The 15,188-nt window shown below is 42.3% G+C and carries 15 protein-coding genes and 1 pseudogene; 9 read left to right on the top strand and 7 right to left on the bottom strand.

The features are described from left to right. The first annotated feature begins 814 nt into the window (after nt 1-814). The 8 genes and pseudogenes from ACX5J7_RS18590 (at nt 815) to ACX5J7_RS18555 (ending at nt 6,324) form a co-directional block, all read left to right on the top strand. On the top strand, nt 815-1,249 hold the full coding sequence (locus ACX5J7_RS18590) for a MerR family transcriptional regulator (protein ID WP_012516906.1): 435 nt from the start codon (nt 815-817) through the stop codon (nt 1,247-1,249). A gap of 75 nt (nt 1,250-1,324) precedes the next feature. Beyond that, nucleotides 1,325-3,568: a heavy metal translocating P-type ATPase gene (locus tag ACX5J7_RS18585; protein ID WP_498707848.1), complete on the top strand. Its 2,244-nt coding sequence runs from the start codon at nt 1,325-1,327 to the stop codon at nt 3,566-3,568. An 11-nt stretch (nt 3,569-3,579) separates the two neighbouring features. Next, nucleotides 3,580-3,934, top strand: a pseudogene (locus ACX5J7_RS18580) (cupredoxin domain-containing protein). An 8-nt stretch (nt 3,935-3,942) separates the two neighbouring features. Then, nucleotides 3,943-4,281 (top strand): DUF2933 domain-containing protein, encoded by a 339-nt coding sequence (locus ACX5J7_RS18575; protein ID WP_012516909.1) that lies wholly within the window; start codon nt 3,943-3,945, stop codon nt 4,279-4,281. After that, on the top strand, nt 4,274-4,939 hold the full coding sequence (locus ACX5J7_RS18570; protein WP_012516910.1) for a methyltransferase family protein: 666 nt from the start codon (nt 4,274-4,276) through the stop codon (nt 4,937-4,939). The genes ACX5J7_RS18575 and ACX5J7_RS18570 overlap by 8 nt, the downstream gene beginning before the upstream one ends. Next, the gene (locus ACX5J7_RS18565) at nt 4,923-5,333 is read left to right on the top strand and encodes a hypothetical protein (protein ID WP_239247868.1); all 411 of its coding nucleotides are present in this window, start codon (nt 4,923-4,925) and stop codon (nt 5,331-5,333) included. The genes ACX5J7_RS18570 and ACX5J7_RS18565 overlap by 17 nt, the downstream gene beginning before the upstream one ends. 17 nt (nt 5,334-5,350) lie before the next feature. Beyond that, a complete protein-coding gene (locus tag ACX5J7_RS18560) occupies nt 5,351-5,722 on the top strand; it encodes a hypothetical protein (protein WP_012516912.1) in 372 nt (123 codons plus the stop codon). Nucleotides 5,723-6,168: 446 nt separating this feature from the next. Further along, the gene (locus tag ACX5J7_RS18555; protein ID WP_012516914.1) at nt 6,169-6,324 is read left to right on the top strand and encodes a hypothetical protein; all 156 of its coding nucleotides are present in this window, start codon (nt 6,169-6,171) and stop codon (nt 6,322-6,324) included. A 155-nt stretch (nt 6,325-6,479) separates the two neighbouring features. Here the strand turns inward: ACX5J7_RS18555 and ACX5J7_RS18550 are convergent, their stop codons facing one another. The 6 genes from ACX5J7_RS18550 to ACX5J7_RS18525 all read right to left on the bottom strand — a co-directional run bounded on the left by ACX5J7_RS18550 (nt 6,480) and on the right by ACX5J7_RS18525 (nt 12,455). Next, entirely contained in the window at nt 6,480-7,805 is a 1,326-nt protein-coding gene (locus tag ACX5J7_RS18550; protein ID WP_012516915.1) for an APC family permease, read from the bottom strand. A gap of 157 nt (nt 7,806-7,962) precedes the next feature. Continuing rightward, entirely contained in the window at nt 7,963-8,709 is a 747-nt protein-coding gene (locus tag ACX5J7_RS18545) for a copper resistance protein B (protein ID WP_014978041.1), read from the bottom strand. Nucleotides 8,710-8,718: 9 nt separating this feature from the next. Beyond that, nucleotides 8,719-10,533 carry a copper resistance system multicopper oxidase gene (locus ACX5J7_RS18540; RefSeq protein WP_342289909.1) on the bottom strand — a complete coding sequence of 605 codons (1,815 nt, stop codon included), beginning with the start codon at nt 10,531-10,533 and terminating at the stop codon, nt 8,719-8,721. Nucleotides 10,534-10,756: 223 nt separating this feature from the next. Then, a complete protein-coding gene (locus ACX5J7_RS18535; protein WP_498707843.1) occupies nt 10,757-11,005 on the bottom strand; it encodes a hypothetical protein in 249 nt (82 codons plus the stop codon). 195 nt (nt 11,006-11,200) lie between these two features. Further along, nucleotides 11,201-11,932, bottom strand: a complete 732-nt coding sequence (locus ACX5J7_RS18530; RefSeq protein ID WP_012516918.1) for a MauE/DoxX family redox-associated membrane protein — start codon at nt 11,930-11,932, stop codon at nt 11,201-11,203. After that, complete coding sequence (locus ACX5J7_RS18525; RefSeq protein WP_012516919.1) at nt 11,925-12,455, bottom strand: DUF305 domain-containing protein; 531 nt, start codon at nt 12,453-12,455, stop codon at nt 11,925-11,927. The genes ACX5J7_RS18530 and ACX5J7_RS18525 overlap by 8 nt, the downstream gene beginning before the upstream one ends. Before the next feature lie 121 nt (nt 12,456-12,576). Between ACX5J7_RS18525 and ACX5J7_RS18520 the strand changes: the two genes are divergently transcribed. Beyond that, entirely contained in the window at nt 12,577-12,972 is a 396-nt protein-coding gene (locus ACX5J7_RS18520; RefSeq protein WP_015066041.1) for an ion channel, read from the top strand. Nucleotides 12,973-13,595: 623 nt separating this feature from the next. On the opposite strand, the gene ACX5J7_RS18515 is transcribed toward ACX5J7_RS18520, so the two are convergent. After that, nucleotides 13,596-14,885: a tyrosine-type recombinase/integrase gene (locus tag ACX5J7_RS18515; protein ID WP_014978046.1), complete on the bottom strand. Its 1,290-nt coding sequence runs from the start codon at nt 14,883-14,885 to the stop codon at nt 13,596-13,598. Nucleotides 14,886-15,188: the final 303 nt, after the last annotated feature.

The raw sequence follows: 15,188 nt of genomic DNA, 5'->3' as shown, positions 1-15,188 counted from the left end.
GAGATAATTATCTCTTAACTGGGTGTGTGAATCTATTGGAGCACGTCACTAAGCACTTTTTTGTGTTGTGTTGATCTACGTCAAAGTAAGAATAACGGAATACCGCTACTATTCCCTTACTCACTGATGGAGTTTATTGTGTCAGGCATTTATAAGTGGTTTAAATTAGTACTAATAGCTGCGCTGCTTTCACAGCACGGCTTTGCTATGACGAACCCAATTAAATGTGATGGTCACGACACATCAGAATCTCATATGTCCTCAAATGATTCCTTATCAAGCGTAGAACATACTACTTTAAATAATCACACACTTCATTCAGAAAAGAACCAGGATGTACAGCACTGCGAAGGAAATGATCAATCGATATGCGCGTGCTGTATAGGTGCTTACTGTGCAACTTCTTTAACCCAATTTTGTATACTTTCAAATATTGAAATTCTGATAAGTGAAAACATTAAGCAAAGCTCATTTTCAGATATAAATATTACCCCTTTAATTGGTATACACTCTCCTCCCTTCCACCCTCCGATTAAGAGCTACACATAAACTCAGTGAGGCTTTTCTCTAAGTTTTCTTTACTAATCAATTGCAATCAAAGAATGTCTTAGACGATCAACTGCTTAATTAATATACATTAAGACACTGTTTGCTATCAGTAAACGAACAGCAAGTATTATCCGCCTCACTTAAAAACGCATTACATCTTAGAACCGAAAGTTTCACGAGTTACATGCCTATTGACCTGCGTCCCACACACAGGTTTAGCCTTTAGGTATAAGTAAAATTTTAGGTTAAAGACATCGGAACAACTATGAAAGTAAGAGAGATCGCAAGCGCCTTGGCTACAACGCCAGATACTGTTCGCTATTACACGCGCTTGCAGTTAATAACGCCGGCAAAATCTGACAATGGTTATAAATTCTATTCAACGAAAGATGCTTCCAGGTTGCGGTTTATATTAAGTGCAAGGCATTTAGGTTTTTCAGTTGAAGATATCAAGCAAATTCTCAGAGAAGCAGATAATGGAAAGACCGCTTGTCCCCTAGTTAGAACCTTAATTGCAAGAAGGCTAGCAGAAACAGAAAGACAATTTAAGGCAATGTTGTTACTCAGGCAAAATATGATGCTGGCAGTAAGGAAATGGGGAGCAATGGGTGACAAAGCCCCATCCTCACACGTGGTCTGTCATTTAATAGAAGAGTTTGAACACACCGTCCTGGAGGAAAACATAAATGACAGAACTTAATGCAGGTGTTTCTTCAGAAAAATTGTTGTCCGTCAAAAAACAAGTCTTCTAAAAATAGGAAAAAAGGAGAGCACTATGAGTGCAGAAGTAACACAGCGACAATTAGTGATAGAAGGCGCCGGATGTGCCAGTTGCGTTGGAAAAATAGAAGCTGCCTTGAAGCAGACGCCGGGAGTGCAGAATGCCGAAATGAACTTTGCAGACAGAACAGTACTTGTATCGGGTACAGCGGATTCTCAATTATTGGTTCAAGCAGTAGAGTCCGTTGGTTACAACGCAAAGCCTTTCGAAGATAAGCCTGACACTGATGTAGTCGATGAAAAAGAAGCAGCGGATAGGACCTATTACAAAAAGCTGATGCGAGATACTTTCATTGCGCTTTCGCTAGGTATCCCTCTAATGACTTATAGCATTGTTGTCGACGAAATGACGGTCGAGACTAATGTCGAGAGGTTGTTGTGGCTAGCAGTTGGCCTACTGACGCTGGGTATAATGTTCTTTTCCGGCCGGCATTTTTACATCGGTGCGTGGAAGAGCTTTAAAAATCATTCTGCCAATATGGATACACTCATTGCACTTGGTACAGGCACAGCATGGTTCTATTCGATGTTGGTAGTGTTGGTACCTGAAGCAGTGCCGTTAATGGCAAGGCACGTTTATTTTGAAGCTACAGCTATGATCATTGGTCTAATTGATCTGGGGCTTGCCTTAGAACTAAAAGCCCGCGGAAAAACCTCAGAAGCAATCAAACGTTTAATTGGATTACAAGCGAAAACAGCCACGGTTATTCGCGACAATAAAGAGGTCCAGGTCGCTATCGAGCAAGTGCTTTTTAACGATGTCATCAAAGTCAGGCCTGGAGAAAAAGTGCCTGTTGATGGTGTGGTTGTTGAAGGCCATACGTCAATCGACGAGTCAATGCTAACCGGGGAACCGATGCCAGTTGAAAAATCACATGACGATGAAGTCGTTGCTGGAACTCTCAACAAGTCAGGAATGTTTCTATTTAAAGCAACTCGAGTAGGTAAAGACACGGCACTGGCGCAAATCATTGCAATGGTTAAACGCGCACAAAATTCAAAGCCGCCTATTGGGCGCTTGGCCGACGTGATATCCGCTTACTTTGTTCCTGTGGTCATGATTATATCTGTGCTCAGTGCGCTAGCATGGCTGAACTTTGGGCCTGAGCCCGCACTGGCATTTGCCATAGTTTCGGCCACCACTGTATTGATCATTGCTTGTCCATGTGCATTGGGCCTAGCCACGCCGATGTCAGTTATGGTGGGGGTTGGAAAGGCTGCTGAAGCCGGCGTGCTAATTCGCAACGGCGAAGCGCTACAAACGGCATCAAAAATCAGTGTGATGATACTGGATAAAACCGGAACGATTACGGAAGGTACACCCAAGGTCACTGACATAATTTTAGCCAATTTCAGTGATGAAAAGACAGTGCTGCAATTGGCAGCTAGTCTGGAAAATGGTTCAGAGCACCCATTAGCAATGGCGATAGTAGAAAGTGCCCACGACCAGGGCATTGAGCTGCTGAAAACCGAAGAGTTTAATGCGATTACCGGTATGGGGGTTGAAGGCCGTTGTGAAGGAAAGGCCTTATTGTTTGGTAACAGCAAGCTTATGGCTTCAAAAGGGGTGGGCATAGGTAATTATTCAGAGAAAGCACAAACACTGGCCAAAGACGCCAAAACTCCCATGTATTTCGCTGTAGATGGACAACTTGCTGCCATCATAGCGGTTGCCGACCCGATAAAACCTGACTCTGTTTCTGCCATCAAGCGTCTTCAGGCTAATGATATCCGGGTCATCATGTTAACGGGGGACAACAAAGAAACTGCTGCTGCAGTGGCAAAGAAAGCGGCAATAAGCGAGTTTTTTGCTGAAGTATTGCCCGAAGATAAGGCCAACAAAGTACATGAATTACAGCAGCAGAGAGAAGTAGTGGGTATGACTGGTGATGGAATTAACGATGCTCCGGCTCTTGCCTTGGCTGATGTTGGCTTTGCCATTGGTACAGGAACGGACGTTGCCATTGAAAGCGCCGATATCACCCTGATGCGCGGCTCGTTGCATGGTCTGGCCGATGCTATAGCGGTTAGTAAAGCCACCTTGCGCAACATTAAGCAAAACTTGTTTGGAGCCTTTATCTACAACGTAGCAGGTATACCTTTTGCGGCGGGCGTGCTCTATCCATTTTTCGGAGTATTGCTAAGCCCAGTTATCGCCGGAGCCGCCATGGCATTTTCTTCGTTAACAGTGGTATCAAATGCGAACCGGCTTCGCCTATTCAAGGCAAAGGACCACTAAGGAGTTTTCTTATGATGATAATTAATATTGTGGGACTTACGGGTATTGCACTGATTATTTGGTGGTTTTGGTTATACAAGCCTGATCAGACAGTTACTGAAAGTAACGAAATACTCATAGAAGTAAAAAAATGGCGTGTACTCACCAGCGTCTATTCAGGTAAACGCAAACCAATCTGTTACGTTGAAGTTTTTGCGCAAAGATGAGTCTCCCTGTTCCGAAGTACTGCTAATTCCTTCATTAGATATCAGTGAGCAGCTAACGCTTAATGAGGTAACACCAATTCACCTCGAAAACGTCCCACAGGGCGAACATACTTTTCACTGCCAGATGCAGATGTATCGCGGTGTTCTTACGGTGGTATAGGAGGAGTCATGAAAAACAGTCACCCCAGATTTTGGTCAACACCTACAGGGTGGGCAGCATTAGCGATGATCGCTGCCGTTACTTATTTTTTAATTTTCGAACATGGTCATCATGTCCTTCAGTTTCTTCCCTATTTGATTTTATTGCTGTGCCCATTCATGCATATATTCATGCACAGTAGCCACGGTAAACACGGACACGCCCACGAACATTCTCGCGACAGTGACAATAAGCAGAAAAGTTTTCAGGAATTGAGTGATAACAACGCGGCTTATCGTGATGGATACATTCAGGGGTTGGAGGAAGGCCGAAAGGAGTCACTTAAAAAGGACAACCAAGATGAATGATACATATGATTATGGCTTATGGTCAATGGTGATACTGAACTCAGCTATTTTTATCTTTTTTGCATTCAGTTTTGTAAAGCCAAAATCTTCCACCGACTGGCGAAGTTTGGGGGTATTTTCTGCGTTTATTGTAGCCCTGTTTACCGAAATGTATGGCTTCCCACTGACTATTTATTTCTTGTCAGGATGGCTTGCTGAAACCTATCCGGAAGTAAACTTTTTTGCGCACGAAAACGGACATCTGTTGCATACTTTCTTTGGTTTTAAAGGCGACGCCCACTGGGACCCATTTCATATCGCCAGTATGGTATTTATTGTTGCAGGATTCTTTATCTTGTCCTCAGCATGGAATGTGCTGCACCACGCTCAGAAGAACCATCACTTAGCTAAGACTGGATGGTATGCGCGGTGTCGCCACCCTCAATATTTAGCCTTCATACTGATCATGTTCGGTTTTTTGTTGCAATGGCCGACCATTCCCACACTGGTCATGTTTCCAGTTTTAGTTGTTGTGTATGTGAAACTGGCAAAGCGTGAAGAAGCTCTGGCTATTGCTGAATTTGGCGATGAGTATGTGAGCTATATCAACACGACACCTGGCTGGATCCCAAACCTCAACTTTAAATTAAAAGGTGAAAGCCATGAAAAAATTCACTAAATCAATCATTTTTTCAACCACATTAGTAATGGCTGCAACATCGCAAGCTCAACAAATGGAAGAGCATGAGCATAAGGGCTCAGACAAGCCAGAGATTCAAACGGGAATGCCTATGCGTGGCCAAGATATGCATATGATGAATGCAAAAATAAAGTCGATGAAGGAAGAAGTTAACGCTATCAAAGAAGAAAAGAATCCCAGCAAGCAGCGTGAAATGATGAAAAAACACATGCAATCCATGATGGGAATGATGCATATAATGCACGAAAAAATGGAAGGGCAACCCATGCAAAACCAAGTTGATATGGCAGAAAGGCATCTTAAGATGATGGAAGTAATGATGTCGAAAATGGATGGAAGCCATTCACCCGAATCTCATAAACATTCAAATTAACACCCGAGGAGAAAGATATGAGTGATTTAGACCACAGAGTCGGTGTCAGAGAAGCAAATTTAGTCGTTCGGAATTTACGGCTCAGCAATGTCTATGAGGCAAATTGCGAGCCCCTAATTGAAGAGATTGACAAGCTCTTTGGCATTGATGAGGTGAGCTACAACATCAAAGAAGGGGCTATTCACCTGGCATATGATGCGACACATATCGATTTAGACGGTATTGAAGCGATCATTCGAAAACACGGCGCAGATCTTCACAATGACTGGTGGACACACACAAAAGAAGGTTATTACCAGTTTGTAGATCAAAATATAAAAGACAATGCGACGCACAAACCGTGGAGTTGCCACCACTTGCCGCAGGGCGCTCACAGGAAGCGTACATAACCTTATTGTGCTCTACGTTCTCACTCAACAACAATGCTGAGCGATGTCGTTACATTATGATGCTGGCTTTAAGGAGGCGTAAGATGAAAATTCGAGAAAATGTATTTGCGTTCGCGTGCGCCGCATCGTTCAGCTTCGAGAGTGTTGTTAGTTGTTAGTTCTTTGTTCATTATTACAATGCCCGACATGATGTCACCCATGGCTGGTAATATAATGTTTTCAGACTGGCAAGGGATGATATGGAACGTGCCTTTATAGGGTGTAGTGATAGGCGGAGCTTTATGGGCTTTGTTCGCAGGTGTACTGGGTTGGCTTATTGCCAGTATTTACAATAGGCAGCTGTAGTAGTGAGGGCTAAATAAATAGTCAGTATTTGTCCTTTTAGCACAGGTACGATATTTGCTGATATCTACTGCCACATAAATTTAAACTAACGGTGAGATATTATGATAACCAATAATTCAGAATTAGCCTTACAGCAAGCCATGCAACTACCCAGTCAAACCAATACAGAGAAGCAGGGTTGTAGCCAGCCACCTGAGTCAAAAGGACAGGAGTTTGCTGAAATAATGAATACACTGAAGCAGCAAAAAAGCGGTTAAAGTGTGCCACGAGTAAAAATAACCGGCACGCTAATGCCGGTTAATTCCTTTCCTATTCATAACAACTGCGCTTACCTTTTAGGCTGCTACTCTGCCTACGCTGAATATTGTCTTACTCCGTCGATGTAGTTCATGAACAGCTTCAATGATTTGCATCAGTTATAATTTTTATCATCATCATCATACGCATGGAGCTTTAGAAACCATTTCTCAGCCGCGAATACGATAAGAAGTCCAGCCACAGAAATCCCAACAATGAAGATATCTGATTTTGCTTTCACCCACATAAAAGATAGAAGAACAATGATATCGAGAATAATTGCACTGACTAGTACCCAAGCTTTAGCTTGCACATCATCTCGTAAATGCTTGAACACTCCCCAGTGGATGAAGATATCCATTACGATATAAAAAACTACACCGATGGAGGCTATGCGGCTCAAATCGAAGAATATGGTAAGAAATATTGCGATGACTAACGTATAAATTAAGGAATGTCTTCTTATATCTCCCGGTAATGAAAAATGACGGTGAGGCACAAGTTGCATTGATGTAAGCATCGATAGCATTCTTGAAACAGCGAAGATGCTGGCAACGACACCGGAAGACGTGGCAATAATCGCGAAAGCTATAGTAAACCAAGCACCATACTGGCCGAATGCGGGTCGAGATGCTTCAGCAAGCGAATAATCTTTTGCCTGTATTATTTCGCCAATTGATAAATTTGCTCCTACTGCAACTGCGACAAAAACATAAAGTACCACACAAATGGATATAGAAATGACTATGGCCCTTCCTACATTTTTTTCTGGTTGTTTGAGCTCGCCTCCGCTGTTTGTGATTGTAGTGAATCCTTTGTATCCCAAAATACCAAGTGCCACGGCTCCGAGAAAACCGGTTGCGCTGGTATCTTGCGGTTGAGCTGAAACGCTCTCAAACGACAAACCGGTTGCCCACAGCCCACCAATTGCCAAAACTGCAAGTCCTGCTATTTTGATAAAAGCCATAATAAATGAGAGGGTCTGTATGAATTGATTACTCAAAATATTAACAATGAATGCCACAATAAGAAGACTCACGCCAAGCGCTGGTATAAGCCACTCAGCGCCCTGAGAGTCAAACAATTGTAGGACATAAGTGCCAAAAGTGCGGGCTACCAAACTTTCATTGATAACCATGGAAAAAAACATTAGCAATGCACAGGCACCAGTCAGCAGACCTCTACCATAGGCTTTTTTCAGAAACATGGCGATACCACCTGCAGAGGGGTATTTCTGTGCCATTTTGATGTAACTGTATGAGCTAAACCCTGCAATTATCGCTGCAACTAAAAACGCAAAAGGAAACCATGTGCCTGCCAGCTCTGCTATTTGCCCGGTTAAAGCAAATATACCAGCACCTATCATTACACCAGTTCCCATCGATACCGCGCCCCAGAGGCTTAACGAATCTTTCCTGTTTGAATGCTCGTGTTCATTCATATTGGTTACTCCTTTATGTCATGTGAGCCTGAGTAACAACAAAAGCAACCTGCAGCAAATATAAGGACACAGGCCCATTACAAAACAAATTCGAAGACGTGTAGAAAGAAATAACTGGCAATGGCATACCAGTTATTTCATTTTTAGCGTAGGGCGTTTAAAACCAAATCCTTGCACCTAACACTACACCAGTTTCACTGGTTGACTTGCCTTCAGCCTTTAATGCATCAGCTGTATTTCCCAAAGCTTTGCTGTAATAAACACCGACATAAGGTGCTACCTCCCTCACTATTTCATGCCGATATCGCAAACCAATACGAATATTACTCAACCCGCTTTGACGGTCATACTTTTCAGAATCGGTGAGGTTGGCAACAACTTCCAGTCGCGGTTGCAGATAGGAAACTTGACTTAGTTGCCAGTCATATTCGGTTTCATTGATGAACTGCATGTCACCGTCTTCGTTAATACGCAGTGAATTTTCCATTTCAAACCAGTAAGGCGCTAGACCTTGATAACTGACCACCGCATAGTTTTCCATATCCGCATCGGATGACAGCTCTCCCTTTGTGCCCACACCAAATTGTATAGACCAAAAAGAAGAAACGAGATAACCGTACAACAGTTCTGCTCGTTCCAGATCAGTAGGCATTCCATCGTTTTGTGTATTTTCGCCTTCGCTTTTAAAAACAAGACGATGGTAATCTCCGCCATACCACGCCTGCATGTCCCAGACCGCTATATTTTGCTGCTCATCAGTGCGAGTATATTCAAGCCGGTCAAATAGAACTTGGCCAAAATATTCATTAGGAATAGGAGATGGCCAGTCATCTCTTGATTGAGCCAAAGCATTGTCAACGCTCAAAGTTAATGTTATTAGGCCTGCTATTAATATCTGTTTCATTTTAATCTCCTATGCGACCTGTACAACACGAAACATACCTGCTTCCATGTGGTATAGCAGGTGACAATGAAACGCCCACTCACCGGGGGCATCTGCGCTGATTTGTAACGAGACCTTCTCTCCAGGCTTGAGGCTGATCGTGTGTTTACGAGGTCTTGGATATTGGCCGTTTTCAAGTTCCATCCACATACCATGTAAATGAATAGGGTGATCCATCATAGTGTCATTAACCAAGATCAGACGTAGTCTCTCGCCATAATTGAAACGTACATATCCGTCTACTTCACTAAACTTTTTGCCATCGAACGACCACATGTACCTTTCCATATTGCCCGTTAAGTGAAGCTCAATTTGACGTTCCGGCTCTCTTTCGTCAGGCCAAGGACTTTCACCGACTAAATCTGTATAAACAAGGACACGATGTGGGCTGTCTTCCAAACCGATCCCAGGTTCATCCAACCTAGAGCTTGGATTTTTAGCAATCATCGCTGCACCAGCGCCGTGCCCGTCTTCGCTGTGGACAATGTCTATGCTTTCTACTGGGAGCTTTTTGGAGGGGGTCATTTCTCCTTCCATTTGGGTGCCATGCATTGTATGGGCGCTATGCTGCCCCATTCCTTTCATTTCACCTTTTGGAGCAGCCATGCCCGAGCTGTCGACCTTGGACTTATCCATATTCATGCCTTTCATACCAGACATGTCCATCCCCATCGCCGCCATGCCACGCTCTGTGATAACTCGCTGTGGGGGAACCTCTGCAGTAAGGCCAATTGACGGGGTTAGGGTGCCACGCGCATATCCACTTCTATCAAAACTTTCCGCAAAAAAGGTAAAAGCTTTTCGCTCTTTTGGCTGAACGATTACGTCATAAGTTTCCGCTACTGCAATTCGAAATTCATCCACATTTACTGGTTTAACAGGCTGACCATCTGCAGCTACAACCGTCATTTCAAGCCCTGGGATGCGAAAGTCGAAATAAGTCATCGCAGAACCATTTATAATCCTCAACCGGATTTTTTCGCCTACTTTAAACAGGGCCTGCCAGTTGTCCTGTGGTGTCCGGCCATTCATTAAGTATGTATATGTACTGCCTGTAACGTCAGCTATATCGCGAGGGCTCATACGCATTGCACCCCACATAGCACGCTCTTCCCATGTATCGGCAAACCCTTTTTTCTTTACGTCTTCTAACGTGTCGAAAATAGTTCGCTTTTGATAATTGTAATAACCTTCCGCTACCTTCAGTTTTCGCATAACTTCATGGGGGTCTGAAAACGTCCAATCGCTTAAAATAATTGTATGTTCCCTATCAGCCCCAATGTCTCCATTTGCAGGGTCGATCACAAGAGGTCCTAAATGGCCCAACTGTTCTTGGAGGCCTGAATGACTGTGGTACCAGTAGGTGCCGTTTTGCTCGACATCGAATGCATATTTAAATGTTTCGCCAGGTTTTATTCCGGCAAAGGAAACTCCCGGAACGCCATCCATATCTGGTGGTAAAATAATCCCGTGCCAGTGTATTGAAGTATCTTGGTTAAGGTGGTTAGTTACATTGAGGTGCGCTCGCTGTCCTTCTTTCAATCTAATCAACGGGCCCGGCATTTGACCGTTGATCGTTATAGGTGAGCCCATATTTGAGCCTATTGGCAATTGCGCTTTTGACACATTGAGATTTTTAATATCACCTGTCAAAACTTGATCTTTAAAATGGCGACCAACAGGTGCTGCCCATAGAGGACTAACGTTGGTTAACGCAGCCGCAGCGCTCGAGGTTAGGGCACCGAGCACAAATCTTCTGCGACCGTTGTCGATAGAATTTTTCATAGTTTTTAGCCTTTGAATTGATACTAACTGGACGAAGGAAGTTCATCCATTTAAAAAGTATTACTAACTAAGTCAGTGCCTTAGGCTATCGGTGGACGAAAAGGTGGAGTGAAAATTTTGAAGGGAACAGCTAGAGCGATAATGTCATACTGCTCAGCAAACGTTGTTTCAAATTGACGAATGGGAACGTAAAAAAGACTTGTAAAGTGGTAGCAATTGGTAGCTATACACATACATCCATCATTGCAGCAACCTGATTTACCCGAATGCGAGAGGGGTGTCCATCAGTGTGAGCGCTTTGATGCTTAGAACTAGGTGAACTGCTACGTTTCTCCTCATGAGCGTCTGCGAATTTGTGAGAAACCTTAGTTAATGAGCTATGTTCATCCATTTTCATTTCACACGCATCAACTGGCACGGTAAACAGTACCAATAAATATCCAATGCATAGTGTGAAAATAATAGATCTCATAACTTTGTATTTGCTCTCAACCTTTACGCGACGTTATTCCCTTAGACAAGATAAGTCTTAAGGACACTTTAATCAATGACATTTGCTTGTAACTAAGATAAACAACTTCCTATGTAGTTAAACAAGCAGTCTTTTCAATCTTAAAAGCTGATAGAGTTACTTTTATTAAGTTTAGTCGATAAGCAACTCTTGTAACTAAAAAGATAACATGAGTAATGCGCCTGCTATCATAAAAATGTTTTCTGATAGTGAAACAAAACCTAACGGCACGTTACTGTCCCCACCGACACAAGCACATTTGAGCTCCCGTTTATCCACATATACTGCTTTAAAGACAGAAATTGCCCCAACGGTTCCTATAAATAGTGAAAATGGCGCAACAGCTATGGCAGGCAGTTGAGCTACCATTCCTATCCCCGCGTAGGCTTCAAGAAATGGGTAGATGTAACCATATCGAAGCCACCTCATTGCCAACAAATCGTAGGTTATGAACGAATTTGTAAAACTATACAAATCCTTCAATTTTTGAACTGCAAGTAGTGTCATTGAGAAAGCAATAAAGAGAACCAGTGTTCTTATAGAGATGAAGTCTTCAGAAACAAAAAACTGGAATGCTAACGATAGCAGAGCTGCCACAGAAAAAATCGCAATAACAGGTGCATAAGTAGTTCCGTTCTGCCCCGCTTCTCCTTTCCCGAAGTATTTACGAAGCTCATCATATCCACCAACTCGCTTTTCTTCGATGAAGGTTTGAGGCGTCGTTTCTACACCATGCTTTTGCTTGAAATCATCGGTGTCATTACGTGAAGTAAGATGATTGTCTTCTACTGAATAGCCTTCTCGCTCTAGTAAGTCTTTTGACCTTAAACCGTAAGGGCAAATGTGCTCTTTAGTAACCATTCTATATAGGATAGCTTTCTTACTCATTTTCCTTTCCTTTATTCAATTTACCTTCAAATTGAGGAATTGGACGCTGTTCGGCCTGTTCCTGAGTTGTTACCTTGCCATTCTTATTTATATCCTCTATCAACCACTCCATCTCCTTTATTTCCTTTCGCTGAGCTTTAATAATGCCGTTTGCTAATTCTCGTACGCGAACGTCTTCAAGGTTAGAACGCTCACTAGTCAAAATAGCTATAGAGTGATGAGGAATCATTGCTTTCGTGTAAGCGGTATCTGAAATGGTACTTTGTGAACGAACAAGATAGATACACAAGGCGAAAGTAAGTGCCGCTATTATAAAAATGGCTGTATTGAGTTTCTTGTTGCTATACATACCTAACATGAAAGCTAACATTATAATCGCCATGCCTGCCCCCATATAGAGTGCCATATAAGTCCTTGTCTCACTGAACCAGACATGCGAGATAGCGTAGGTATTTAAGTACATCATTAAAAACATCGCTACAGTTGAAGTTATTATCATTGCAGCGAACTTAGAGTATTTCATATGTAATCCTTACTTAAGAAACAGTTAATATTTGTAAATCTTTCTAACAAAAGAAAGCTTGAGAGAGGTTACAAACCAATCAATCTTAACTAGTCAAGTTTTGTACCAACAAGGAAATATTATGTTTTTGTCTATATTAATAGTTTTAACTGCACTGTTGATCTGCGTAGGGCTGCATCTTTTTAATATTTCAGTAGTCGCGGACAATATCAGCGAGAGATTGAAGGGAGCTTGGATAAAAACACTGTCGGTAGTCGTTATTGCCATTTCGAGCCAACTTTTACTAGCAGTCATTTTTACTCTGGCGTATGAAATTGGACTTTATTTCGAGCTCGGCGATTTTAAGCAACCTGCCACTTCCATGGATATTTTTTACTTTTCACTAACTACGATTACTACATTGGGTCTTGGAAGTATCGAGCCGGACGGACATCTACGAATGATAGCAGGAGTTGAATCGGCTACAGGGTTTCTACTAATAAGCTGTTCAGCATCGAAAGTGTTCAAGCATATGTAATGTAAAAACTGTAACCTGAGAAGATGTAAACCTCACCCGTCAGGACTAGTTTTTAATGAAACAATGTTTCGCAAATTATTGTCTTTTTAGATACTAAAAAGCGAACAATAGAGCACTCTTTGCTTCTCTCTTAAAGAAGTTTGAGGGTATAGCTTAGCAAACGTTTCAGAACCAAAAGCACGGTTGAAAGCTGACTTTATTATCTCAAAACTGATTTAAATCTGGGCTATGATCTTGGCGCTTTTATTCGAGTCGCTTATGCAGATATATTTGGGATTACTATAGGAGCATACGCACAACTTCGGTAATTCCTTCATCCCTGATAACTCTAGTTTCCAAAAGCAGTTACAGCTTGAGTTCAAACAGATGAACATACGAGCTGCGCTGTGCTATTTACTTCTCTTACGGACATTTTTGCGGGTTTTGAGGTTCTTCCTGCAGACTTTCGAAGATTATGAATCAATACTAGTAATTGAATTTTTTACTGAGTTATGATTTTCGTTTGGTTTTAGAGCGCATTGATTAAATTTACATATCTTCAATAACTATTCTTTATTTTTAAAAGCAACCGAAGAAGCCACCGTTAAACGACAAAAAAGTAACCTTATCTCCTATATGGTGGACTAAATACACCCACGCCTTTTATACTCTTCTACCCATTCCTTGAAGCGTTTTTCATCGCGCTCTGCGGTCTTTGCGCGTCTATGTAAGGTTTTCTTAGACAATGCTTTTGGTTCTTCTTTATCAAAAGTAACTCCAGATAATGCATCTGCAAACATCTCGGGTTTTACATGACTGTAATGCTGCTCGATCATTTCTGTACTGGTTCCACATTGACGCGTAATTACGTCTATGCTGGTTCCGTTGAGAAGCTGCCACGTAATGTAAGTGTGTCGGAGAGAGTACAGCGTTCGAGGTCCTCTGGGTGACTCTTTTAATCCGGAACTTTGAAGAGCTTTCTCAAATGCCTTACCTAATTGCCTTGTGGGCTCGCCACTTGCTAGCAAAAATAGCTTTTGATTGGGTGTGCGCAATGGAAAGCGTTCTCGTAGGTTCGTTAGGGCTCCTATCACATCACGTTTGCAAACTACTTTACGCGGTCCCGTATATTTTGTTGTTTTACCCTTAGAGACATTGATGAAAAATTGAGCTTTTGAACCTTGAGTTTTAATCTCGATATCTTTCCAAGTTAGGTGTTCCATCTCCGTGCCGGGCCTAATTCCGGTATTAACTGCTATTTCACAGTAATCGTATAGTAACTCACGAATTTGACGGGTCTTTTCACTATGAGCGTTTTGCTCACCTTCATATATTTCGTTGAGGATAACATCATACTCTTCTTCAGAAAAAGCCGCACGACGTGTGCCTGTTCCACCTTTCGAAGAAAGAACAGGTACTTGAGCGGCGATCATCCATTTTTGCTCAATAGCTTCTTTAAAAACGAGCTGAAGAGCAGCATTGTGAGTTAATAATGTAGAGGAGGCTGGAGACTTCTTCATTCGTCCCTTACGCCACTCATCAAACTTAGATATTTCTTCTTGGTCAATTGAGGTGATAAACGTACGCGAAAAGTAGGGGATGTGGTAGTTTTCTAACGCTCGAATATAGTCTTTATAGGTGCGTTTACCGCCCCCGTGTTCTAGTTGCTCTTCAAGCTTTTCGATGACGCGGTCAGCTACGTCTTTGAATCGCTTACTTTGGACTAGTGTGTTATTTTCGTGTCTAATTTGGTGGTCTAAGAAGATTCGATGTGCCATGGCGATAGCTTCGTCTTTATCTTTCTTCTTAGTTGATTTACAGAGCCATTTTTTGTGATTGGTTAGTATAAATCGCGCATACCAGCGCTCACTGTTATCTTGTTTAAAGATATACAGCTCGTCGTTTATGTCGTGTCTTTCAGTCTGTTTTGCCATAGCGCCAGTAAAACAGAAAAGAGCTCTCTTTGCAAAGAATTTGCAAAGAAATTAAAAGTTGCATATTTTCAATGCTTTAGAGTGGTGATTTGCATTGAAAATCCGCGTGTCCCTGGTTCGATCCCGGGTCGAGGCACCATCATTCAAGCCCTTGCAGAAATGCGAGGGCTTTTTTGATTCCGGCCAACGAGACCCGAGTTTCCATACAAACCCCGTTTTCCAAAAACTATTCCGATAAAAGCTTTTATCTAGCGCTTTAATCATCCAGTTATGCCAAATGCTGCGTAAGTGCATACGAAAGGG

The organism is Alteromonas infernus, from assembly GCF_902705815.1.
This window is presented reverse-complemented; position numbering and strand designations above follow the sequence as displayed.

What these genes read in the sequence shown, in the direction of transcription:
- ACX5J7_RS18520 (WP_015066041.1), top strand. Translation starts at nt 12,577, where the DNA reads ATGTTTTTGTCTATATTAATAGTTTTAACTGCACTGTTGATCTGCGTA.
- ACX5J7_RS18535 (WP_498707843.1), bottom strand. Translation starts at nt 11,005, where the DNA reads ATGAGATCTATTATTTTCACACTATGCATTGGATATTTATTGGTACTG.
- ACX5J7_RS18540 (WP_342289909.1), bottom strand. Translation starts at nt 10,533, where the DNA reads ATGAAAAATTCTATCGACAACGGTCGCAGAAGATTTGTGCTCGGTGCC.
- ACX5J7_RS18575 (WP_012516909.1), top strand. Translation starts at nt 3,943, where the DNA reads ATGAAAAACAGTCACCCCAGATTTTGGTCAACACCTACAGGGTGGGCA.
- ACX5J7_RS18560 (WP_012516912.1), top strand. Translation starts at nt 5,351, where the DNA reads ATGAGTGATTTAGACCACAGAGTCGGTGTCAGAGAAGCAAATTTAGTC.
- ACX5J7_RS18585 (WP_498707848.1), top strand. Translation starts at nt 1,325, where the DNA reads ATGAGTGCAGAAGTAACACAGCGACAATTAGTGATAGAAGGCGCCGGA.
- ACX5J7_RS18530 (WP_012516918.1), bottom strand. Translation starts at nt 11,932, where the DNA reads ATGAGTAAGAAAGCTATCCTATATAGAATGGTTACTAAAGAGCACATT.
- ACX5J7_RS18550 (WP_012516915.1), bottom strand. Translation starts at nt 7,805, where the DNA reads ATGAATGAACACGAGCATTCAAACAGGAAAGATTCGTTAAGCCTCTGG.
- ACX5J7_RS18570 (WP_012516910.1), top strand. Translation starts at nt 4,274, where the DNA reads ATGAATGATACATATGATTATGGCTTATGGTCAATGGTGATACTGAAC.
- ACX5J7_RS18525 (WP_012516919.1), bottom strand. Translation starts at nt 12,455, where the DNA reads ATGAAATACTCTAAGTTCGCTGCAATGATAATAACTTCAACTGTAGCG.
- ACX5J7_RS18545 (WP_014978041.1), bottom strand. Translation starts at nt 8,709, where the DNA reads ATGAAACAGATATTAATAGCAGGCCTAATAACATTAACTTTGAGCGTT.
- ACX5J7_RS18565 (WP_239247868.1), top strand. Translation starts at nt 4,923, where the DNA reads ATGAAAAAATTCACTAAATCAATCATTTTTTCAACCACATTAGTAATG.
- ACX5J7_RS18590 (WP_012516906.1), top strand. Translation starts at nt 815, where the DNA reads ATGAAAGTAAGAGAGATCGCAAGCGCCTTGGCTACAACGCCAGATACT.
- ACX5J7_RS18555 (WP_012516914.1), top strand. Translation starts at nt 6,169, where the DNA reads ATGATAACCAATAATTCAGAATTAGCCTTACAGCAAGCCATGCAACTA.
- ACX5J7_RS18515 (WP_014978046.1), bottom strand. Translation starts at nt 14,885, where the DNA reads ATGGCAAAACAGACTGAAAGACACGACATAAACGACGAGCTGTATATC.